Here is a 16,395-nt window from a genome sequence, read left to right as displayed (position 1 = left end):
AAACATGCTTTTACGCGCTTTTGGCCTAACAGCTTGTGTATTGCTCGCTGGTTGCAGCAGCACGCAAAATACAGACTCTGCAACGAACAAACCTGAAGTTCGCTCACCAAGTACCATTATTAGCTCTGCATCTGCCGATGTATGGCAGCAAGTAAGCAACGACGATGTGTTAAGAATTGATTTACCAACAGGCCATGTTTACGTACAACTTAACCCACAACTTGCACCGGGCCATGTCGACAATATAAAAAAGCTTGCGCGAGAAGGGTTTTATGATGGCTTGAATGTGTATCGTTTTGTTGAAAGCTTTGTGGCACAAGGCGGAGATCAGTCAGGTGAAAAACAGCCAACTCAAGGCAGTAAAGGCATTACAGGCGAAATGTTCTTAACCACTGAAAACCCAATTGAGATCACCCCAATTAATGCGGTTGATGGGTACGCAGATAAAACGGGTTTTTTGAATGGCTTTGCAGTGGCGCAAAATAGCGATGGCAAAAAGACTTGGATGACTCACTGTACAGGCACATTTGCGATGGCAAGAAGTAATGAAATCGACAGCGGTGGTACAGAGTTCTATATTACGTTAGCACCTCAGCGTTATCTTGATAAAAACACCACGGTATTTGGCCGAGTGCTTGAAGGTATGGAGCATGCTCAGCGTTTATTACGCACACCTGAAGAAGGGCAGCCGTTTAACCCAATCAGCCAAGTGCGAGTGTTAAGTGATATTGCGGGTGAAGATAACAGTGCTTTTACGGTGTTTGATACCAGCTCAGAAGATTTTAAAGAGTTGATTGAATCTCGTAAAAACCGCCCAAGCGACTGGTTTATCGATAAGCCAAATCATACAGACGTTTGCTCGGTATCTATCCCGACCAAACGCCTGAATTAAAGGTGATTAACCTGAACTTTGGTTAAGAGATTTACGAATACTTTGATAATCAGAGGTAACTCTTTTCTAAGTCTGCAGCCGGAGACTTTTAGGGATAACAAGGCGAATTTACGCGTCAATAGCTGGCCTATTGCAAGTGAATTCAACAATGTTAGCGTTAAAAGTAGCGCTGGAGATAGATTTATTATCCAGAGTCCAGGTTAATTTTTTACTGACGGTTTGTACGAATGTGATAAGCCGTCTTATCGTTTTCGCTGCTGCGGTAAGGGTTAATGTCTAAACCGCCACGTCTTGTGTAGCGTGCATATACTTCTAACTTGCTCGGCTTTAATTCACGCATCAAGTCACAGTAAATTCGCTCCACACACTGCTCATGAAACTCATTGTGATCTCTAAAAGAAATCAGATACTTAAGCAGTGATTCTTTGCACACAGGCTTACCCGTGTAACTTATCACTATACTTGCCCAATCAGGCTGAGAAGTAATTAAACAGTTCGATTTAAGTAAGTGACTATGCAGTGTTTCGGTCACTTCATTACCATCTTTTACCACGATTAAGCCATCTTGTGGGCTGTAGGTATCAACTTCGATATCAAGCTCATCAATACACTCGCCCGGCATGGCCGTGAATGGAATACAGGCAAAGTCGTCAGCTTTGAATAACGTCACTGCGACGTCAGTCTGAGCTGCTTTGCTTAAATCTTTGGTTAAAATAGTTTGTACTTCGTCAAAGCTGGCAAACTTAGTTTGATTAAAACTATTTAAATATAGCTTGAACGACTTAGACTCAATAATATGCGAGCTTTGGCATGGGAACACAAATGTTGCCACAGCCACTTGCGGTTTACCTTTGGCATTCAGCCAAGATAGCTCATAGCCAGTCCAAGTATCTTCCCCTTTAAATGGCAAGTTCTGCTCATCTACCGCGATTTGGTCACGGTTTAGCTTTCTTGCAATCGGGAATAATAAACTTGCATCGTATTGCGACGCGTATTCAGTCGTTTTACCTAACACTGACGCTTTCAGCTCAGGTGCATTGTTGTAATCTGTCATGTTTTATCAATAGTGGTTACAATGGTGCGTATTATAGCGTATCGCACACAGGTTAACAGTATGACAATTAAGCCGCTTTTATCAGAGCTTCACGACAAGTTTCAATCTCACTATCAGCAACAACATGGCACTTTACCGTGCATGTATCACGACGCTGACTGGCCAAGCCCTTGTGAAGTTGGCGAAGTGCTCAGCGAGCAACAAATTCAGTGGCAAGCCGCCCCACAGCCAGCAAAAAATAGCCTAAGTGATTTAGCAAGCGCGTTAGAGTGCACTTTTCCTGAAGCGTTGAAAGAGTTCTACAGCAGCTTTTATGCGGGCAACATCATTGGCAACGTAGAAGGCCACCAAATCGAGTTATTACAAGCGTGGAATGAAGATGACTTTGTGCGTTTACAGCAAAACATCACAGGTCATGTATTAATGAAGCGCAAACTCAAACAAGCTGATACGGTGTTTATTGGGTTAACTGAACAAGATGACTTGTTGATCACCGTTGAACTTGAGACTGGCAAAGTCTGGTTAGAGTATGTCGGAAAAAGGCCACACCATGTTTTGGCTGATAGTCTGGAAGCATTTTTGCAAGCGGTTGAGTTTTAATACTCATACCTTAATCAATAAATAAGCGCTCATTTAAACATTCTGAGCGCTTTTTTATTTTTAGCGAACGATCACTGAAAATCCCAAGAGATATTCGACACCAGCTCACAGCTGTCACAGCGAAAATCAAATAAACCAAACCAGGGTTCATCTAACTTCCAATCACCGCCACAGCTTGGACATTTACGCGCTTGTTCTGCTGCTAAGCTCTCACCGCCAACGCGATACAAATAGTAATACACCGGCTTTTTGGTGAGAAAACGAATGCGTTTAGACAAGTCCATACCGCGACGGAACAAATCACTTTCGGTGCTAGAAATTTCTTCTAATGCCGCAAACTCACAGCGGGTTGCACCGTTGATCTGAATCTGATCGCATGCCTGCCAATCCTCTTGCCACTTAATCAAAGCTTTGTAATCGCCATTGGCAATGGCTGGAATTTTATAAAGCGGGACGGGCTGAAAGTCATCGCCACAATACAGCGGGCTACATGTATGCACATAGGTGGTATATAAAATATATGAAGACGGTGCGTCACACAAATCGGCGCCGTTGGCATGAATATCCTGACCGATCACCTTTACTTTCGGTGTCAGCAAGCCTGCATCTTGTAAAAGCTCAATGGCTTTTTTTACAAACGGGCTGTGATTAAGTGGGTGTAGTGCATCCTCAAGCGGGCACATAACACGGGTAATAAAGTAGCCGTCTTTTAATACGGTCGGAAACTCATCCCCGATGATCTGTCCGTTAAAACGTAGGGCATTCACCACGCGATTAATGGCACGCTCAGCATCATCTAGGGTGGTGTCTTGGTAACAATCAAAAGTTAAATCTACAACGAACATAATTAGTTATCTTTTTCTAATAGCGCGAGTAAGCGGTCAAGTTTTTGTTCAATGCGGTCAAGCTGGCTTTGCTCTGTAGCCTTGGCTTTTGGGGCTGCTGCAGGCTGAGTGTTGATGCAATTTGGATCATTTTTGTAGGCGGTCAACCCAGCAATAACCAAAGGCATTGGCACTGGCTCTGATAATTTAGATTTAGTTAAAGCAACAGTGGGTGTTTTGTTTTCAGCGACTAAGGCTGCAATAGCAGAATGAACAGCGGGATGCATGCGTTTTACTCAACAAAATAAAACGCATTCTAGCATAAATCTTTAAAGCGCATAGCTGAGCTCATAACCATCCTAAAAGGTTTGTTTTGCATAATGCGTAGTGTTCAGTTCGCTCTCTTAATACCTATGTAGATAATGAGGGGCTATATTGTACTGATGACATTAACTTGTCTTTTTGCTTAAAAAACACTCAGTAACTATAGTTGACTAAGTTTTCTAGTAAAAATTAGGTAACAGGAAAAATAATGAAAATAGTAGAAGCAGATCAACTGAGCCTAAAGTATTTGGAGCCGGAAGAAATAAACATTGCAGCAAGCCTGCTGTTTCAAGCTTATCAGAGTGATGAATTACTAAAGCAGGTGTTAAATGCAGATTCTGATGACGACTTTGCTAAAAAGTTACGCGCACTTATTCGCGAAGAGTTACAGACTTTTTCGCAAAGTGGTCAAGCCATGTTAGGCGCGTTTATAGACGAACAGCTGGTGGGGGTTGCGTGTGCAATCGCGACCAATGGACCTTTGTCTGCACAACGTTTTTGGCATTGGCGTTTAAAACTGATGCTCAGCGCCGGGTATGTTCAAACCAAGCAACTGGTTGCTAAAGAGCAAGCGATTAGAGCGGCCTTAGAGCAATATGGCGAGTGCTTTTATTTATCGTTAATTGCCATTCATCCGAATGCGCAGGGGCAAGGCCTTGGTCATTATTTATTGAACGGGGTTGAACAACTTCATTTAGCCGAAGAAGAGATCACTGGCGTGGCTGTATTCATTACACAAACAGCGCAAAAAGCCTTTTTCTTAAAGCACCAATATGAGGTGATTGAGCAAATGACCTTCGGTGAAGTGTCGGGTGAGCTGATGTATAAAAAGTTAGATGCGGACGGATCGGAAAGTTAGCTGTGAGATATTTCCCACATGGTTGTGGGTTTTGGTGTTTTAAACATTTTGTTTTGGCTGTGATTTGCTTTTAAGTTCATGAAAAATAACAAATATCTTATTTTTAAAATAATATGACATTAAATAAATTGCTGTAAGTCGCTTTTGCACATGGCAAATTACCGTAAACTTAGTCATGTCAGGAAGGCAAAGGGATAGGAAAAACGGAATAAGCACAAGGTTATGGATAGGTGCTAGGGCAAGAAGCTCAACAGGATACTCAGGATGAGGTGTAACGGAGTTGCACACAGGAATAGGAAACACACAGGAGTGTGAGGATTGCCCAAAGATGGGTGAAGCGGAAACTAGGATGGTAAGAGGTGTTAGGAAAACACCTAGGATGAGGATGGAGTACAGGGTGTACTAGGAGCGCATAGGGTTTTTGCGAAGTGGATTAAGGATATTAAGAACACATGACGTGTATAGGATTTTAAATGGAGTTTTGGTTGTCGATGGAAGACGACCATTCAGCGGAAGATAAAACAGGATACAGGCTTTGGAAGCTATCATGGATGTTGTCAACTTTAGGCGCGACTTATGTTGCGCCTTAGTTCTTTCTGGCGTTTGGTTTTTCTTTTCTTAACTTTTCAATTGTGTCGGGTTTCTCACCTCAAATGACTTTTCGGTAGTACCGACTTATCCTGCAAAATACACGTTGCGAAGCAAGGTTACTTTTGAGCAAGGTGAAATGGGCAATTTTAACCGTTCTTGTAGGTCGTTATTTATGGCGACATTTTGAGTTTTGGCTCTGTGCTTTGTCGGGCTAAAGCCACTACCTACATTTAATGTAGGTACTTTTGTAGGCGCGATTTTATATCCCGCTTTTAATGTTGTCTTTTTGAAGCTGGCCTTCAATTTTACACTTTGTCGCTTTGGCGACGGCAATCAAAGGGCGGCTAAGCATTTCAATTTTTTATTGGGAAGAAATTTATTCCGAAGCTTACGTCTTTCGGTATTCATGTCGTTATTATTGAGTAATTAATTTGTAATTTTGTAGGTCGTCATTTATGGCGACATTTTGAGTTTTGGCTCTATGCTATGTCGGGCTAAAGCCACGACCTACATTTAATGCAGGCACTGTTGTAGGCGCGATTTTATATCCCGCTTTTGATGTCGCCTTTTTTATACAGGCTTTCAATTTGACTGTTTGTCGCGTTGGCTACGGCAACCGATGGGCGGCTAAGCATTTCAATTTTATACTGAGCAGAAATTCATCCATGAAGCTTCTGCCTGTCGGCATCCATGCCTCCACTTCCTCGCGCTGCGAAACTTCGTTTCGGTCACTCGTCACCCCACGGCGCCCCTCTATCTCACTGTTTCTTCAAATACGCAATTGTTCTGAACGTAAACGGCTGAATAGTCCATCCATGGACTAAATCAGCCTTGCAGCGCATTGCCTAAATGGATTTAGGTACTTGGGATTTGTCGGGAACAAAAATCCCGCCATGCGCTGACATTACTCATCAATTGCTTATTTTCAGGCTCGATAGAAGGGGAGAGGGGGGCTACCTGTTGGTTTTGTACACAGGGCTGCAATGTGCATAATATACATTGCGAAGCAAGGTTACTTTTGCGCAAGGTGAAATGAGCAATTTCAACTGTTGTTGGAACATCGTTGGTAGCACCGACTTATCGTGCAAAATATACATTGCGAAGCAAGGTTACTTTTGCGCAAGGTGAAATAAGCAATTTTAACTGTCGTAACTAAATCAGCAATCTCCGAACCTGACAGAACGGAAAATTAGCTGTGAGATATTTCCCACATGGTTGTGGGCTTTGGTGTTTTAAACACTTTGCTTTGGCTTTGATTTTTTTTTAAGTTAATGAAAAATAAGAAATATCCTATTTTTAAAATAATGTGACATTAAATAAATTGCTGTAAGTCACTTTTTCACTCGGCAGATTACCGTAAACTTAATCGTGTCAGGAAGGCAAAGGGATAGGAAAAAGGGATATAGCATAAGGATAAAGGACTAATGCTAGAGCAAGAAGCTCAACAGGATCCTCTGGACGAGGCGTGTAACGGAGTTGCACAAAGGAAATAGGATGCACACAGGAGTGTGAGGACTGCCCAAAGAAGGGTGAAGCGGAAACCAGGAAGGTTACAGGTGTTAGGATAACATCTAGGATGAGGATGGAGTACAGGGTGTACTAGGAGCGCATAGGATTTTGCGAAGTGGATTTAGGATATTAGGAACACAGGACGTGTATAGGACTTTAAATGGATTTTTGGTCGTCGATGGAAGACGGCCAGTCAGCGGAAGATAAAACAGGATTATAGGCTTTGGAAGCTATCATGGATGTTGTCAACTTTAGGCGCGACTTATGTTGCGCCTTAGTTTTTTCTGGAACTTTTGTTTTATTACCCCAAACGATGCGGTGGAATATCAGCTTGCACTAGCTTCTCATTTTCAAGATACAAATAACCTTGATATAAACTCTCGCCGTCTGAGCTAAATTCAAACAAAAACTGACTTTTTATTCCCAAACGACCATTTTTTAAAATGCCGGGTAGCACTTTTTTACAGGCGACACTGAGCAACTGCACTTGTAATTGCTTTGCTTGTCTTTGTGCATGTTCGTTTGCGGCTTCTGCGATTTTACGGCTATACCAAAAAAAGCCGATAACGCTACCGATAACAATAAAAAGCCAGAGAGATGCCATTAAGAGAATAACCTACCAATCGCACGAGATAGTGTGTCGCTGCGATTTTCTGCTCGAAGAATACCTAGTACGTGTGGGCGAAGTGACGGAATTGCAACTAAGTCCGCAAAAATACTTGGGAATAACTCAGGCATTTGCTCATTATTAGCAGCTAAATCAAGCAGCTTGAATAGGGCTTCTGGTTTTTCAAAGCATAACCAATAACGGCCAGCTAAGGTCAGTAACACGTCTGGTTGGCTACCTAACTCGCTTGCTAGTACTTGCTCGACTAACTGAGATTTTAACCCTTGTGCTTTGCTACCTGAAAGCGCGCGCATGTTATTAATTAATAGGGTTAGGTTGTTTTCTGCAATGGCTTGCTCACATTGCGCGAAGAATAATTCTGCAAGTTGTGTGTTAATTTCAACATGTTCAAGCATGGCACTTAAAGGTTGTTGAACTTCTTGCGGTAAGTTTGTCCACACTTTAGCGAGGTTTGCGCTGTTTTGGCCGTGGTCGAGTCTAAAGGCAAAATCAGCTAAGCCTTGTACCGCAATACTTTGCCACGCATCGTCTGTTAAGTTGCCAGCAAAAAATTGCTCGGTAAATTCATAATACTGAGATGCAGGGCGCTTTAATTCAGTTTTTAATAGTGCATTGAACGCGGCAAGTTTATTGGCATTAGGCGTAAATACATACGGGTTATTGTCTAGCTTGCCATCAGCTTGCTCGCCCGTTAGCTCAGTGCCTAATGCTTCAAGTACCATATTTGCGAAGTGGTCACGGCTTGCAAGCACTAACTTACTTTGTTCATCAAGAGGCATTTTTAAAAACCACACATACGGATCAGCAGTGGCTTGGTTATCCCAAAATTGAATGGCGATCAGGGCATGACCAGCAAGCGGGTAAGGGTAAGGTACCTGACCATTTTCAAGTTGATTGAATAGGGCTTTATCAATTTTAGTGATTTTTCGACCCATGTCGTAAACACGCCACTGTGTGCCAGCTGTGTTAAGAAGATCACCTAAAGTAGAAATATGCGCAGTCATAGTTCGCTCATGCAAATTTTAAATTAGCCGAATTATACGGATTTTCTCGGCACTTGATAAGCGAAGCCGTAAAGCTACTGTAAAGAAGTTAGCTGGGCTATAATTCGCGAGTTTTAAATAGTCTATTAAGAGTCGGTTTGATGAGTCACGCCCAATATCAAGCAGTTTATACCTTATTGAAAGAGCTCGAAGCGGTATTACGCATCGCCAAGCTTTGGCAAAGTGAAAGCATTGAGGCTGAAAAGCTAAATTCTACCGCGCCATTTTGTTGTGATGTGATGACATTTGAGCAGTGGTTGCAGTTTGTTTTTATTCCTAAAATGTCCTTGATGATAGAGCAAGGTATGGCACTACCAGCCAATATGTCGATTGCGCCTATGGCTGAGATGAGCTTTGCCACTCACCCGCAATATCCGCAGATTTTAAGTCTACTGACCAAGTTAGACGAAAGCTTACAACAGAATTAAAAGAGAAAGACCATGCTTGAGATTGTCTATCAAGACGAAAACTATGTGGCGATTAACAAACCTTCGGGCTTATTGGTACATCGTTCATTTTTAGATAAACGCGAAACCCAATTTGCCATGCAAATGTTGCGTGATCAGCTCGGGCAGCACGTATTTCCGGTGCATCGATTAGACCGTCCTACCAGTGGTATTTTGTTATTTGCACTGAGCTCAGAAGCTGCCAGAGATATGAATCAAGTATTCATTGAGGGTAAAATCGAAAAACGTTATTTGGCACTGGTGCGAGGTTTTGCGCCTGAGCATGTTTACCTAGATAGGCCTTTAAAAGAGCATTTAGATAAAATCGCCGACAAATTTGCTGACCAAGATAAAGCACCGCAAGAAGCGCAGACAGAGTTTAACTGTTTACATCAGGCAAGCTTGCCAATTCCTTTTGGTAAGTTTCCGAGTATTCGCTATTCGCTGGTGGAGTGCTTTCCTAAAACTGGTCGTAAGCATCAAATTCGGCGTCATTTAAAGCATTTAGCCCATCCTATTTTGGGCGATGTGAACCATGGTGATAACAAGCATAATCACTTTTTTTATGAGCATTTTGGCCTGCAGCGCTTAATGTTATTTGCAACTCGGTTAAAGTTTGTTCATCCTTATACAAAACAAGAAATTACCATTCGGGCAAACCTAGGCGAAGAGATGCTAAATATCTGTGCGCAGTTGGGGTGGCCCAGCAGCGAACAGGATTATCAATAATGGCATCAATTTCAATTTTTGTAGGCAGTGTGTATGGCAATGCACAGAATTTAGCAGAACAGGTGCAAACGGCTTTGTCAACATCGCATCAAGTGAGCTTATTTGAAAGCGCAAGCATCGATGATGTAAAAGCCGCTGAAGTTGCTTTGTTTATTACCTCGACCACAGGCTCTGGCGACCTGCCAGATAACATTGAGCCATTGATTATGCAGTTGCGTAGTCAGTCTCCGAGATTAGCAGGTAAAAAAGCGGGGGTGATCTCCTTGGGCGACTCAAGCTACGGTGACACCTATTGTGGCGCGGGCAAGCAAGTCGATGCCCTGTTACAAGAATTGAATGCAGAGCAAACTTCACCGCGTCTAGATGTGGATGCGTGTGAGTATTTTGAACCATGGGAAGTGGTTGAAACTTGGCTAACGGACTGGCAAAAAACACTTTAATATGTCGAGATTACAACAATTTAAATGGGTATTATTACTCAGCAGTATTTTAATTGTGCTGCCAGCAATTGAGAGTAGCTGGTTTGAAAATTCATTTGGCTTAAAGTGGGGCAGTGAAAAGCTCATGTACTATTTCAGCGTGTTTTTGGTGCCGCTGAAGTTAGTCATGGTCATTGCCGGTTGTTGGTTGCTGATTTACTTTGTGAAACACAATGAGGTGAGCAGTAAGGTGAAACTGGCAGTATTGCCATTAATGTTCGTTGCTTCTGTGCAAGTCATCATGCTCAGTACCACATCGGTTTATTATGTGTTTAATGGCACCAAGGCAGATAACTACATTGAGCAAGACAATATCAGTATCCAAAGCCAAGCACCGGGTAAGTTACTGACTGCATATCACGCTATTAATATTATGTGCGATAGAGGACTTGGGTTTTACGAATTGTTACCGGTCGTAAAAGAACCTTGGCTTGGTAAAGCATTAGCCATTGAAAGTTATGAGCCGTTAGAGCAACTCACCATCAGCTTTACAGCAGATAACCAAAGACAGTTTAAGCAGTATGATCTTCAAGGTTTAAGTTGCGAGAATTAGGCATAAAAAAGGCCGCAAATCGTCATTGATTGCGGCCTTTTAAATTCTTTATTGATTACTCATCGACAGAGCGAAGTAGGGCGTTGATACCTACTTTTTCACGTGTTTGCTGGTCAACTTTCTTCACGATAATTGCTGCGTAAAGGCTGTGTGAGCCATCTTTGCTAGGCAATGAACCTGGCACAACTACCGCACCTGCCGGTACGCGACCATAGTGGATTTCGCCTGTTTCACGGTCGTAAATACGTGTACTTTGAGAAATGTATACGCCCATTGAGATAACCGCGCCTTCTTCAACAATGACGCCTTCAACGATTTCGGAGCGTGCACCGATAAAACAGTTATCTTCGATGATGGTTGGGTTAGCTTGTAATGGCTCTAATACACCACCGATGCCTACACCACCAGACAGGTGCACGTTTTTACCAATCTGTGCACATGAACCAACAGTAGCCCATGTATCAACCATAGTGCCTTCGTCAACGTAAGCACCAATGTTCACGTAAGAAGGCATAAGTACCACGTTCTTACCTACAAAGCTGCCCTGACGTGCTACAGCGTTTGGTACAACGCGCATTCCGCCTTGTTGGAATTGCTCTGGCGTGTAGTCAGAAAATTTAAGTGGCACCTTGTCATAAAACTGGTTTACGCCATCGTTCATTGGCTGGTTATCACGAATACGGAAAGACAGCAGTACCGCTTTTTTAAGCCACTGATGCACAACCCACTCACCGCTGATTTTTTCTGCAACTCTTGCAGCACCAGAATCTAGCAATGAAAGAGATTGAATGATCGCATCTTTAACTTCGTCGCTCACTTGTGTAGGAGTAATGCCATCACGTTGCTCCCATGCTTGTTCGATGATGGTTTTTAAATCTGACATAGTTTCCTCTAATTTGTTTCTGCGTTTAATTTTTTCATTAAGTCTCGTTGAAGTGTTACTTTATGCTCTTCATTGAGGGCTTGATAATCTTTATTTGAAATAACAAAAAAGTCTTCTGCACGCTCGCCGACCGTTGTAATACGTGCGGCATGAATATGCAGTGAATTAGCCTGAAATACTTCGGCTATTTTAGTTAAAAGCCCCGGAATATCGATGGCTTGAATTTCAATTAGGCTACGATTTTCACGCGCATGCGGGCGCACAATCACCTTGGGCTTGATATTAAAATCTTTAAATCGGTGAGAGCGGTTCTTCTTCACTCTGATCTTTTTCTTCGGATCTTGAAGTAAAGACTCAATGCCTTTACGGATAGAGCGGGCACGATTCACTGAAACCGGATCGCCGTCCTGTTCGAGTATTACGAAGTTAAAGACCACAAAGCCATCTTTAGTCGTCATGACCTGTGCGTGTTGAATTTGTGCTTTTTTAGAGCCGATAACACTGACTAATTTGCCAAATAAACTGGCTTCGTAAGGGCTATAAACAAAGACTTGTGTGCCCCCATGAAGCGGTTTCTCACCGACAATCACACTAAAGTCATTGAGGTCTTTCACCTTGAGTAAGTGCTCGGATTGCCATGAAATTTGCTGCTCACTGAATCCAGTAAAATAGTTAGCTTTAAAACGAGACCAAATGAAGTCAATCTGGCTCTCTTCAAAACCCAGTTCAATGAGGCGCTGTTTGGCTTGTTGCTTTTTATCGCGAATTTGGTCACGCATGTCCATTGGGTTTTCAAGACCCGCTCTCAAAGCGCGTTGTGTATGCAAATACAGTTCACGTAGCAGGGTATTTTTCCAATCATTCCAAAGGTTGTCATTGGTGGCCCGAATATCGGCAACAGTTAAGCAATATAAATAATCTAGTTGGCGTTCATTTTTAACGCGAGATGCAAACTCTGCAATCACATCAGGGTCATTAATGTCTTTTCGTTGCGCCGTGACCGACATTAATAAATGATTTTCAACCAGCCAAGCGACTAAACGCGCCTCTGAATTACTAAAGCCATGTACTTTACAAAAGGTACTTGCATCAACAGCGCCTAGCTCTGAGTGGTCGCCACCGCGGCCTTTGGCAATATCATGAAAAATACCAGCAAGGTAAAGTAACTCAGGTTTGTCCATGCCAGTGACAATTGCTGAGCAAATAGGAAAATCTTTTTGCTTACTTTTATCGAAATACTTATAGATATTATTTATTAGTTTATGAGTATGCTCATCTACGGTGTAGGCATGAAATAAGTCGAATTGCATCTGCCCAAAGATATTACGCCACTGAGGCAAATAGGCCGCAATAATACCGTGCTTGTGCATCAGCGTGAAGGCTCTACCCATACCGTTCGGGTGCTTGATTAAGCGTAAGAAAGCATCTCTACACCCTGCATAATCTTGTAAATCACCCAGAAGACGGCGGCGGACTTGGCGCATGGTTCTTAATGTGTTGGGCTCAATATCAGTGATTTCAGGGTTATCAGCAATATGCTCAAACAACACAAAAATATGTTCACGCTTGAAGAAAACAGAAGGATCGGTGACTTGAATACGATTACCCACACGCTCAAAGTTTTTATCGAGCGGTTGAGGTTGATGGTTCACTTGGTCAACCAAGATACTTTGTTCAAAATATGACAGAAGCATTTGGTTCATTTCGCGAACACGGCTCATGATCCTAAATAGGCGCTTCATCATTCGCTCTACAGAGGCTTTACCCTCAGAGCCAAAGCCTAATAATTCTGCTGCATGAGGTTGGTAGTCGAACAATAAGCGGTTTTCGTTTCTGCCTGCAGCAAGGTGAAGAGCAAAACGAATATTCCAGAGATTTTCGATACATTCGAGTAGCTCTTGATATTCTTCATGGGTTAGATAACCGTGGCTGATGAGTTCTCTAAGTGTCTCTGCATGGAAGTGTTTTTTTGCCACCCAGAATATAGTTTGCAGATCGCGCAGACCCCCCGGGTTTTCCTTCACATTCGGTTCGAGGTTGTACGCCGTACCATGACATTTTTTACGACGAATTTTTTGTTCATCTACTTTGGCTATAAAGAATTCTTCTGAGCGCCAGATAGGTGTTTCAATGATGTGACTTTTTAGGCGTTCAAATTCTAATTCATTACCACTGATTAAGCGGCACTCAAGTAAGCTGGTGGTGAAGTGCACGTCTTGTTTTTTTTGTTCTAATACTTGTTCATGTGTACGAACACTATGGCCTATCTCTAAGCCCAGATCCCATAAATGGGTAACAAACTGACCAAGCGACTCTTTTAGTTGGTCGTTGGGCTCATCTTGAACTAAAACCAAAAAGTCGATATCCGAGTAAGGATGCAGCTCGCCTCGACCATATCCGCCAACTGCTATCAGCGCGATATCATCATGTTTGTTTAAACAAGTAATGATATAAAGCTTTTGTAGCATTAAGTCTACAAATTCGGCACGGGCGCGAATGAGGTGTTTAACCGGTTGCTTTGAGAATTCATTGCCGAGCCATTTATAAAAAAAAGCGGAGCAGTCTTTAAAGTCGTCGAGTGTGTTAGCTGAATCAAGAAGCGTTTTTAATTTATTGGGTAATGCCACGGAATATCCCTGATTTTTTTATCAAATGAATTGATGAGCGCTTAATAAGTTTTACACTAAGTTGCTGTGAATTGCGAGTGGAGGAGCATATAACAAGATCGAACGTTTAGTTCTTAAACGGGCTTGAACTCTTGTGTTTGTTCTGTGTGTTTGCTTTGGGTATTTTTGTTTTCCAGTTGTTGATGCGGTGTAAATTATGTGTTTTTATAAGCTTGGTTTTATTAACAACAAGGAAAAGATATGAAAACCATGATTAAAACAACAATGTTTGCACTTAGTACTTTAATACTTGCAGCAAGTATAACAAAACCAGTTCAGGCAGAGGTGCTAATGGGTGGTTATATTTGCCAGAACTCTCAAGCTTATTATGTGTATTTGGAAAATGGTGAGTGGAAAAAAGTACCTGTTTCACGCTCTTGCCAAGGAACAGGCTTCTTAGATTGGTAATCTGTAAAAAGCAAAATGCCAACTTTTTAAGTTGGCATTTATAGTATTAGAACAATAAATCTTAATTGTGTTCTATTACACGATCTATCGTCTCATCATTACGGAGCGTTAAAATTTCAACACCATTGTCAGTAACAAGTAAAGTATGCTCCCACTGAGCTGACAAGCTACGGTCTTTAGTGACAACCGTCCAACCATCTTTAAGTAGTTTACATTGACGCTTACCGGCATTCACCATAGGTTCAATCGTTAAACACATACCTGCTTTCAGTGTTTCACCTGTGCCAGGTTTACCATAGTGCATAACCTGTGGCTCTTCGTGGAATTCAGCGCCAATACCGTGGCCGCAGTATTCACGAACAATAGAATAACTAAAGCCTTCAGCATATTTTTGAATCGCAGCGCCGATATCACCTAAACGCACGCCTGGCTTAACCATTTTTATTGCAAGGTATAAGCTTTCTTGTGTGATCTGGGCTAAACGTTTGCCTTGAATATTCGGCGTACCTACATGAAACATTTTTGAGGTATCGCCGTGGTAGCCATCTTTGATCACGGTAATGTCGATATTGATGATATCGCCGTCTTTTAGAGGCTTGTCATTCGGGATACCGTGACAAATTACATGGTTTACTGAAGTACAAATTGATTTTGGAAAACCATGATAGTTTAAAGGTGCAGGCACCGCATCTTGAACGTCAACAATATAATTGTGACAAATGGTGTTTAGCTCTTCAGTTGTTACCCCAGGCTTAACATGAGGTTCAATCATTTCTAAGACTTCAGCCGCTAAGCGACCGGCAACACGCATTTTTTCGATTTCTTCAGGGGTTTTAATCACTGCACTCATTGAGGCTCCAATCGTTAATTTTTCATTTGCAATAACGCACAAATTTTAGTCGTATCGTTGAATCTGGCGCTTTAATATGGTATAAAGCGCGCCGTCTTTTTACAAATTTATCTTACGAGATAGTTTGTAGTTAAGACAAACATACTTTTTATATTAACACACACACATATCGACACATACACTTGGGTGCAGGTAATTATATATTACGTGTTGGTGCTATGGGATATGTGGAGGCCTAACCCTAAATATTAGAGGAAATTAAAATGGCAAACGTTTCAATGCGCGATATGCTTCAAGCTGGTGTTCACTTCGGTCACCAAGCACGTTACTGGAACCCTAAGATGAAGCCGTTCATCTTCGGTGCACGTAACCGCGTTCATATCATCAACCTAGAAAAAACTGTTCCTATGTTCAACGATGCACTTAAGTTCTTACAGAACGTTGCATCTAACAAAGGCAAAATCCTTTTCGTAGGTACTAAGCGCGCTGCAAGCGAAGCAGTTAAAGAAGCAGCTCTTCAAAGTGAGCAGTTCTACGTAAATCACCGTTGGTTAGGTGGTATGTTGACTAACTGGAAAACAGTTCGTCAATCAATCAAGCGTCTTAAAGACCTTGAAGCTCAAAGCCAAGACGGTACTTTCGAAAAGCTTACTAAAAAAGAAGCGCTAATGAAGACGCGTGAAATGGAAAAGCTTGAGAAGAGCCTTGGTGGTATCAAAGACATGGGCGGTCTTCCTGACGCTATCTTTGTAATCGACGCTGACCACGAGCACATCGCTATCCGTGAAGCAAACAACCTAGGTATTCCAGTAGTATCTGTAGTTGATACTAACTCAAACCCAGACGGTGTTGACTTCATCGTACCAGGTAACGATGACGCGATCCGCGCTATCCAGCTTTACACTGGTGCTGTTGCAACTGCTATCACTGAAGGTCGTGAAAGCAACATCGTTGCACAAGCTGAAAACGACGATTTCGTAGAAGCTGAGTAATTAGCTGTCATCAAGCCTTCATCAAAATAAGATGAAGGCTTGATATTCTTGAAGAGCGGTCATTC

17 protein-coding genes are annotated in these 16,395 nt (G+C 42.2%); 9 read left to right on the top strand and 8 right to left on the bottom strand.

Annotated elements, in window-relative coordinates; genetic code table 11:
* Window positions 1-4: 4 nt before the first annotated feature.
* Entirely contained in the window at window positions 5-892 is an 888-nt protein-coding gene (locus ABMY35_RS11995; protein ID WP_349286419.1) for a peptidylprolyl isomerase, read from the top strand.
* A 208-nt stretch (window positions 893-1,100) separates the two neighbouring features.
* On the opposite strand, the gene queF is transcribed toward ABMY35_RS11995, so the two are convergent.
* A complete protein-coding gene (gene queF / locus ABMY35_RS11990; RefSeq protein WP_349286418.1) occupies window positions 1,101-1,946 on the bottom strand; it encodes an NADPH-dependent 7-cyano-7-deazaguanine reductase QueF in 846 nt (281 codons plus the stop codon).
* Between the two features lie 60 nt (window positions 1,947-2,006).
* Between queF and syd the strand changes: the two genes are divergently transcribed.
* Entirely contained in the window at window positions 2,007-2,546 is a 540-nt protein-coding gene (gene syd, locus ABMY35_RS11985; RefSeq protein ID WP_349286417.1) for a SecY-interacting protein, read from the top strand.
* 71 nt (window positions 2,547-2,617) lie between these two features.
* Here syd and ABMY35_RS11980 read toward each other — a convergent pair whose 3' ends face one another.
* Both ABMY35_RS11980 and ABMY35_RS11975 read right to left on the bottom strand, forming a co-directional pair.
* Window positions 2,618-3,391 (bottom strand): Zn-ribbon-containing protein, encoded by a 774-nt coding sequence (locus ABMY35_RS11980; RefSeq protein WP_349286416.1) that lies wholly within the window; start codon window positions 3,389-3,391, stop codon window positions 2,618-2,620.
* Between the two features lie 2 nt (window positions 3,392-3,393).
* Window positions 3,394-3,657 (bottom strand): hypothetical protein, encoded by a 264-nt coding sequence (locus tag ABMY35_RS11975; protein WP_138633930.1) that lies wholly within the window; start codon window positions 3,655-3,657, stop codon window positions 3,394-3,396.
* Window positions 3,658-3,902: 245 nt separating this feature from the next.
* Here ABMY35_RS11975 and ABMY35_RS11970 point away from each other — a divergent pair, with 245 nt between their 5' ends.
* A complete protein-coding gene (locus ABMY35_RS11970; RefSeq protein WP_349286415.1) occupies window positions 3,903-4,553 on the top strand; it encodes a GNAT family N-acetyltransferase in 651 nt (216 codons plus the stop codon).
* A 2,401-nt stretch (window positions 4,554-6,954) separates the two neighbouring features.
* Here the strand turns inward: ABMY35_RS11970 and ABMY35_RS11965 are convergent.
* Both ABMY35_RS11965 and ABMY35_RS11960 read right to left on the bottom strand, forming a co-directional pair.
* The gene (locus tag ABMY35_RS11965) at window positions 6,955-7,257 is read right to left on the bottom strand and encodes a DUF3301 domain-containing protein (RefSeq protein WP_349286414.1); all 303 of its coding nucleotides are present in this window, start codon (window positions 7,255-7,257) and stop codon (window positions 6,955-6,957) included.
* Window positions 7,257-8,285 (bottom strand): DUF3549 family protein, encoded by a 1,029-nt coding sequence (locus tag ABMY35_RS11960; RefSeq protein ID WP_349286413.1) that lies wholly within the window; start codon window positions 8,283-8,285, stop codon window positions 7,257-7,259. Before ABMY35_RS11960 ends, ABMY35_RS11965 begins: the two co-directional genes overlap by 1 nt.
* 140 nt (window positions 8,286-8,425) lie before the next feature.
* On the opposite strand from ABMY35_RS11960, the gene ABMY35_RS11955 reads away from it, so the two are divergent.
* Genes ABMY35_RS11955 through ABMY35_RS11940 form a run of 4 tightly spaced genes read left to right on the top strand, consistent with a single transcriptional unit; the run spans window position 8,426 to window position 10,531 of the window.
* The gene (locus tag ABMY35_RS11955; protein ID WP_349286412.1) at window positions 8,426-8,752 is read left to right on the top strand and encodes a YqcC family protein; all 327 of its coding nucleotides are present in this window, start codon (window positions 8,426-8,428) and stop codon (window positions 8,750-8,752) included.
* A gap of 12 nt (window positions 8,753-8,764) precedes the next feature.
* Window positions 8,765-9,499 carry a tRNA pseudouridine(65) synthase TruC gene (gene truC / locus ABMY35_RS11950; protein WP_138562599.1) on the top strand — a complete coding sequence of 245 codons (735 nt, stop codon included), beginning with the start codon at window positions 8,765-8,767 and terminating at the stop codon, window positions 9,497-9,499.
* A complete protein-coding gene (locus ABMY35_RS11945) occupies window positions 9,499-9,939 on the top strand; it encodes a flavodoxin (protein WP_349286411.1) in 441 nt (146 codons plus the stop codon). Before truC ends, ABMY35_RS11945 begins: the two co-directional genes overlap by 1 nt.
* A gap of 1 nt (window position 9,940) precedes the next feature.
* Window positions 9,941-10,531 (top strand): hypothetical protein, encoded by a 591-nt coding sequence (locus ABMY35_RS11940; protein WP_349286410.1) that lies wholly within the window; start codon window positions 9,941-9,943, stop codon window positions 10,529-10,531.
* Between the two features lie 55 nt (window positions 10,532-10,586).
* Here the strand turns inward: ABMY35_RS11940 and dapD are convergent, their stop codons facing one another.
* Complete coding sequence (dapD, locus tag ABMY35_RS11935; RefSeq protein WP_138481242.1) at window positions 10,587-11,414, bottom strand: 2,3,4,5-tetrahydropyridine-2,6-dicarboxylate N-succinyltransferase; 828 nt, start codon at window positions 11,412-11,414, stop codon at window positions 10,587-10,589.
* 8 nt (window positions 11,415-11,422) lie between these two features.
* The gene (glnD, locus tag ABMY35_RS11930; protein ID WP_349286409.1) at window positions 11,423-14,041 is read right to left on the bottom strand and encodes a [protein-PII] uridylyltransferase; all 2,619 of its coding nucleotides are present in this window, start codon (window positions 14,039-14,041) and stop codon (window positions 11,423-11,425) included.
* Window positions 14,042-14,281: 240 nt separating this feature from the next.
* Here glnD and ABMY35_RS11925 point away from each other — a divergent pair, with 240 nt between their 5' ends.
* The gene (locus tag ABMY35_RS11925; protein ID WP_349286408.1) at window positions 14,282-14,488 is read left to right on the top strand and encodes a hypothetical protein; all 207 of its coding nucleotides are present in this window, start codon (window positions 14,282-14,284) and stop codon (window positions 14,486-14,488) included.
* 61 nt (window positions 14,489-14,549) lie between these two features.
* On the opposite strand, the gene map is transcribed toward ABMY35_RS11925, so the two are convergent.
* Window positions 14,550-15,338, bottom strand: a complete 789-nt coding sequence (gene map, locus ABMY35_RS11920; protein WP_349286407.1) for a type I methionyl aminopeptidase — start codon at window positions 15,336-15,338, stop codon at window positions 14,550-14,552.
* Between the two features lie 263 nt (window positions 15,339-15,601).
* Between map and rpsB the strand changes: the two genes are divergently transcribed.
* Entirely contained in the window at window positions 15,602-16,330 is a 729-nt protein-coding gene (gene rpsB / locus ABMY35_RS11915) for a 30S ribosomal protein S2 (protein ID WP_349286406.1), read from the top strand.
* Window positions 16,331-16,395: the final 65 nt, after the last annotated feature.

The organism is Pseudoalteromonas sp. BZB3 (assembly GCF_040104455.1).
GTDB lineage: Bacteria > Pseudomonadota > Gammaproteobacteria > Enterobacterales > Alteromonadaceae > Pseudoalteromonas.
This window is presented reverse-complemented; position numbering and strand designations above follow the sequence as displayed.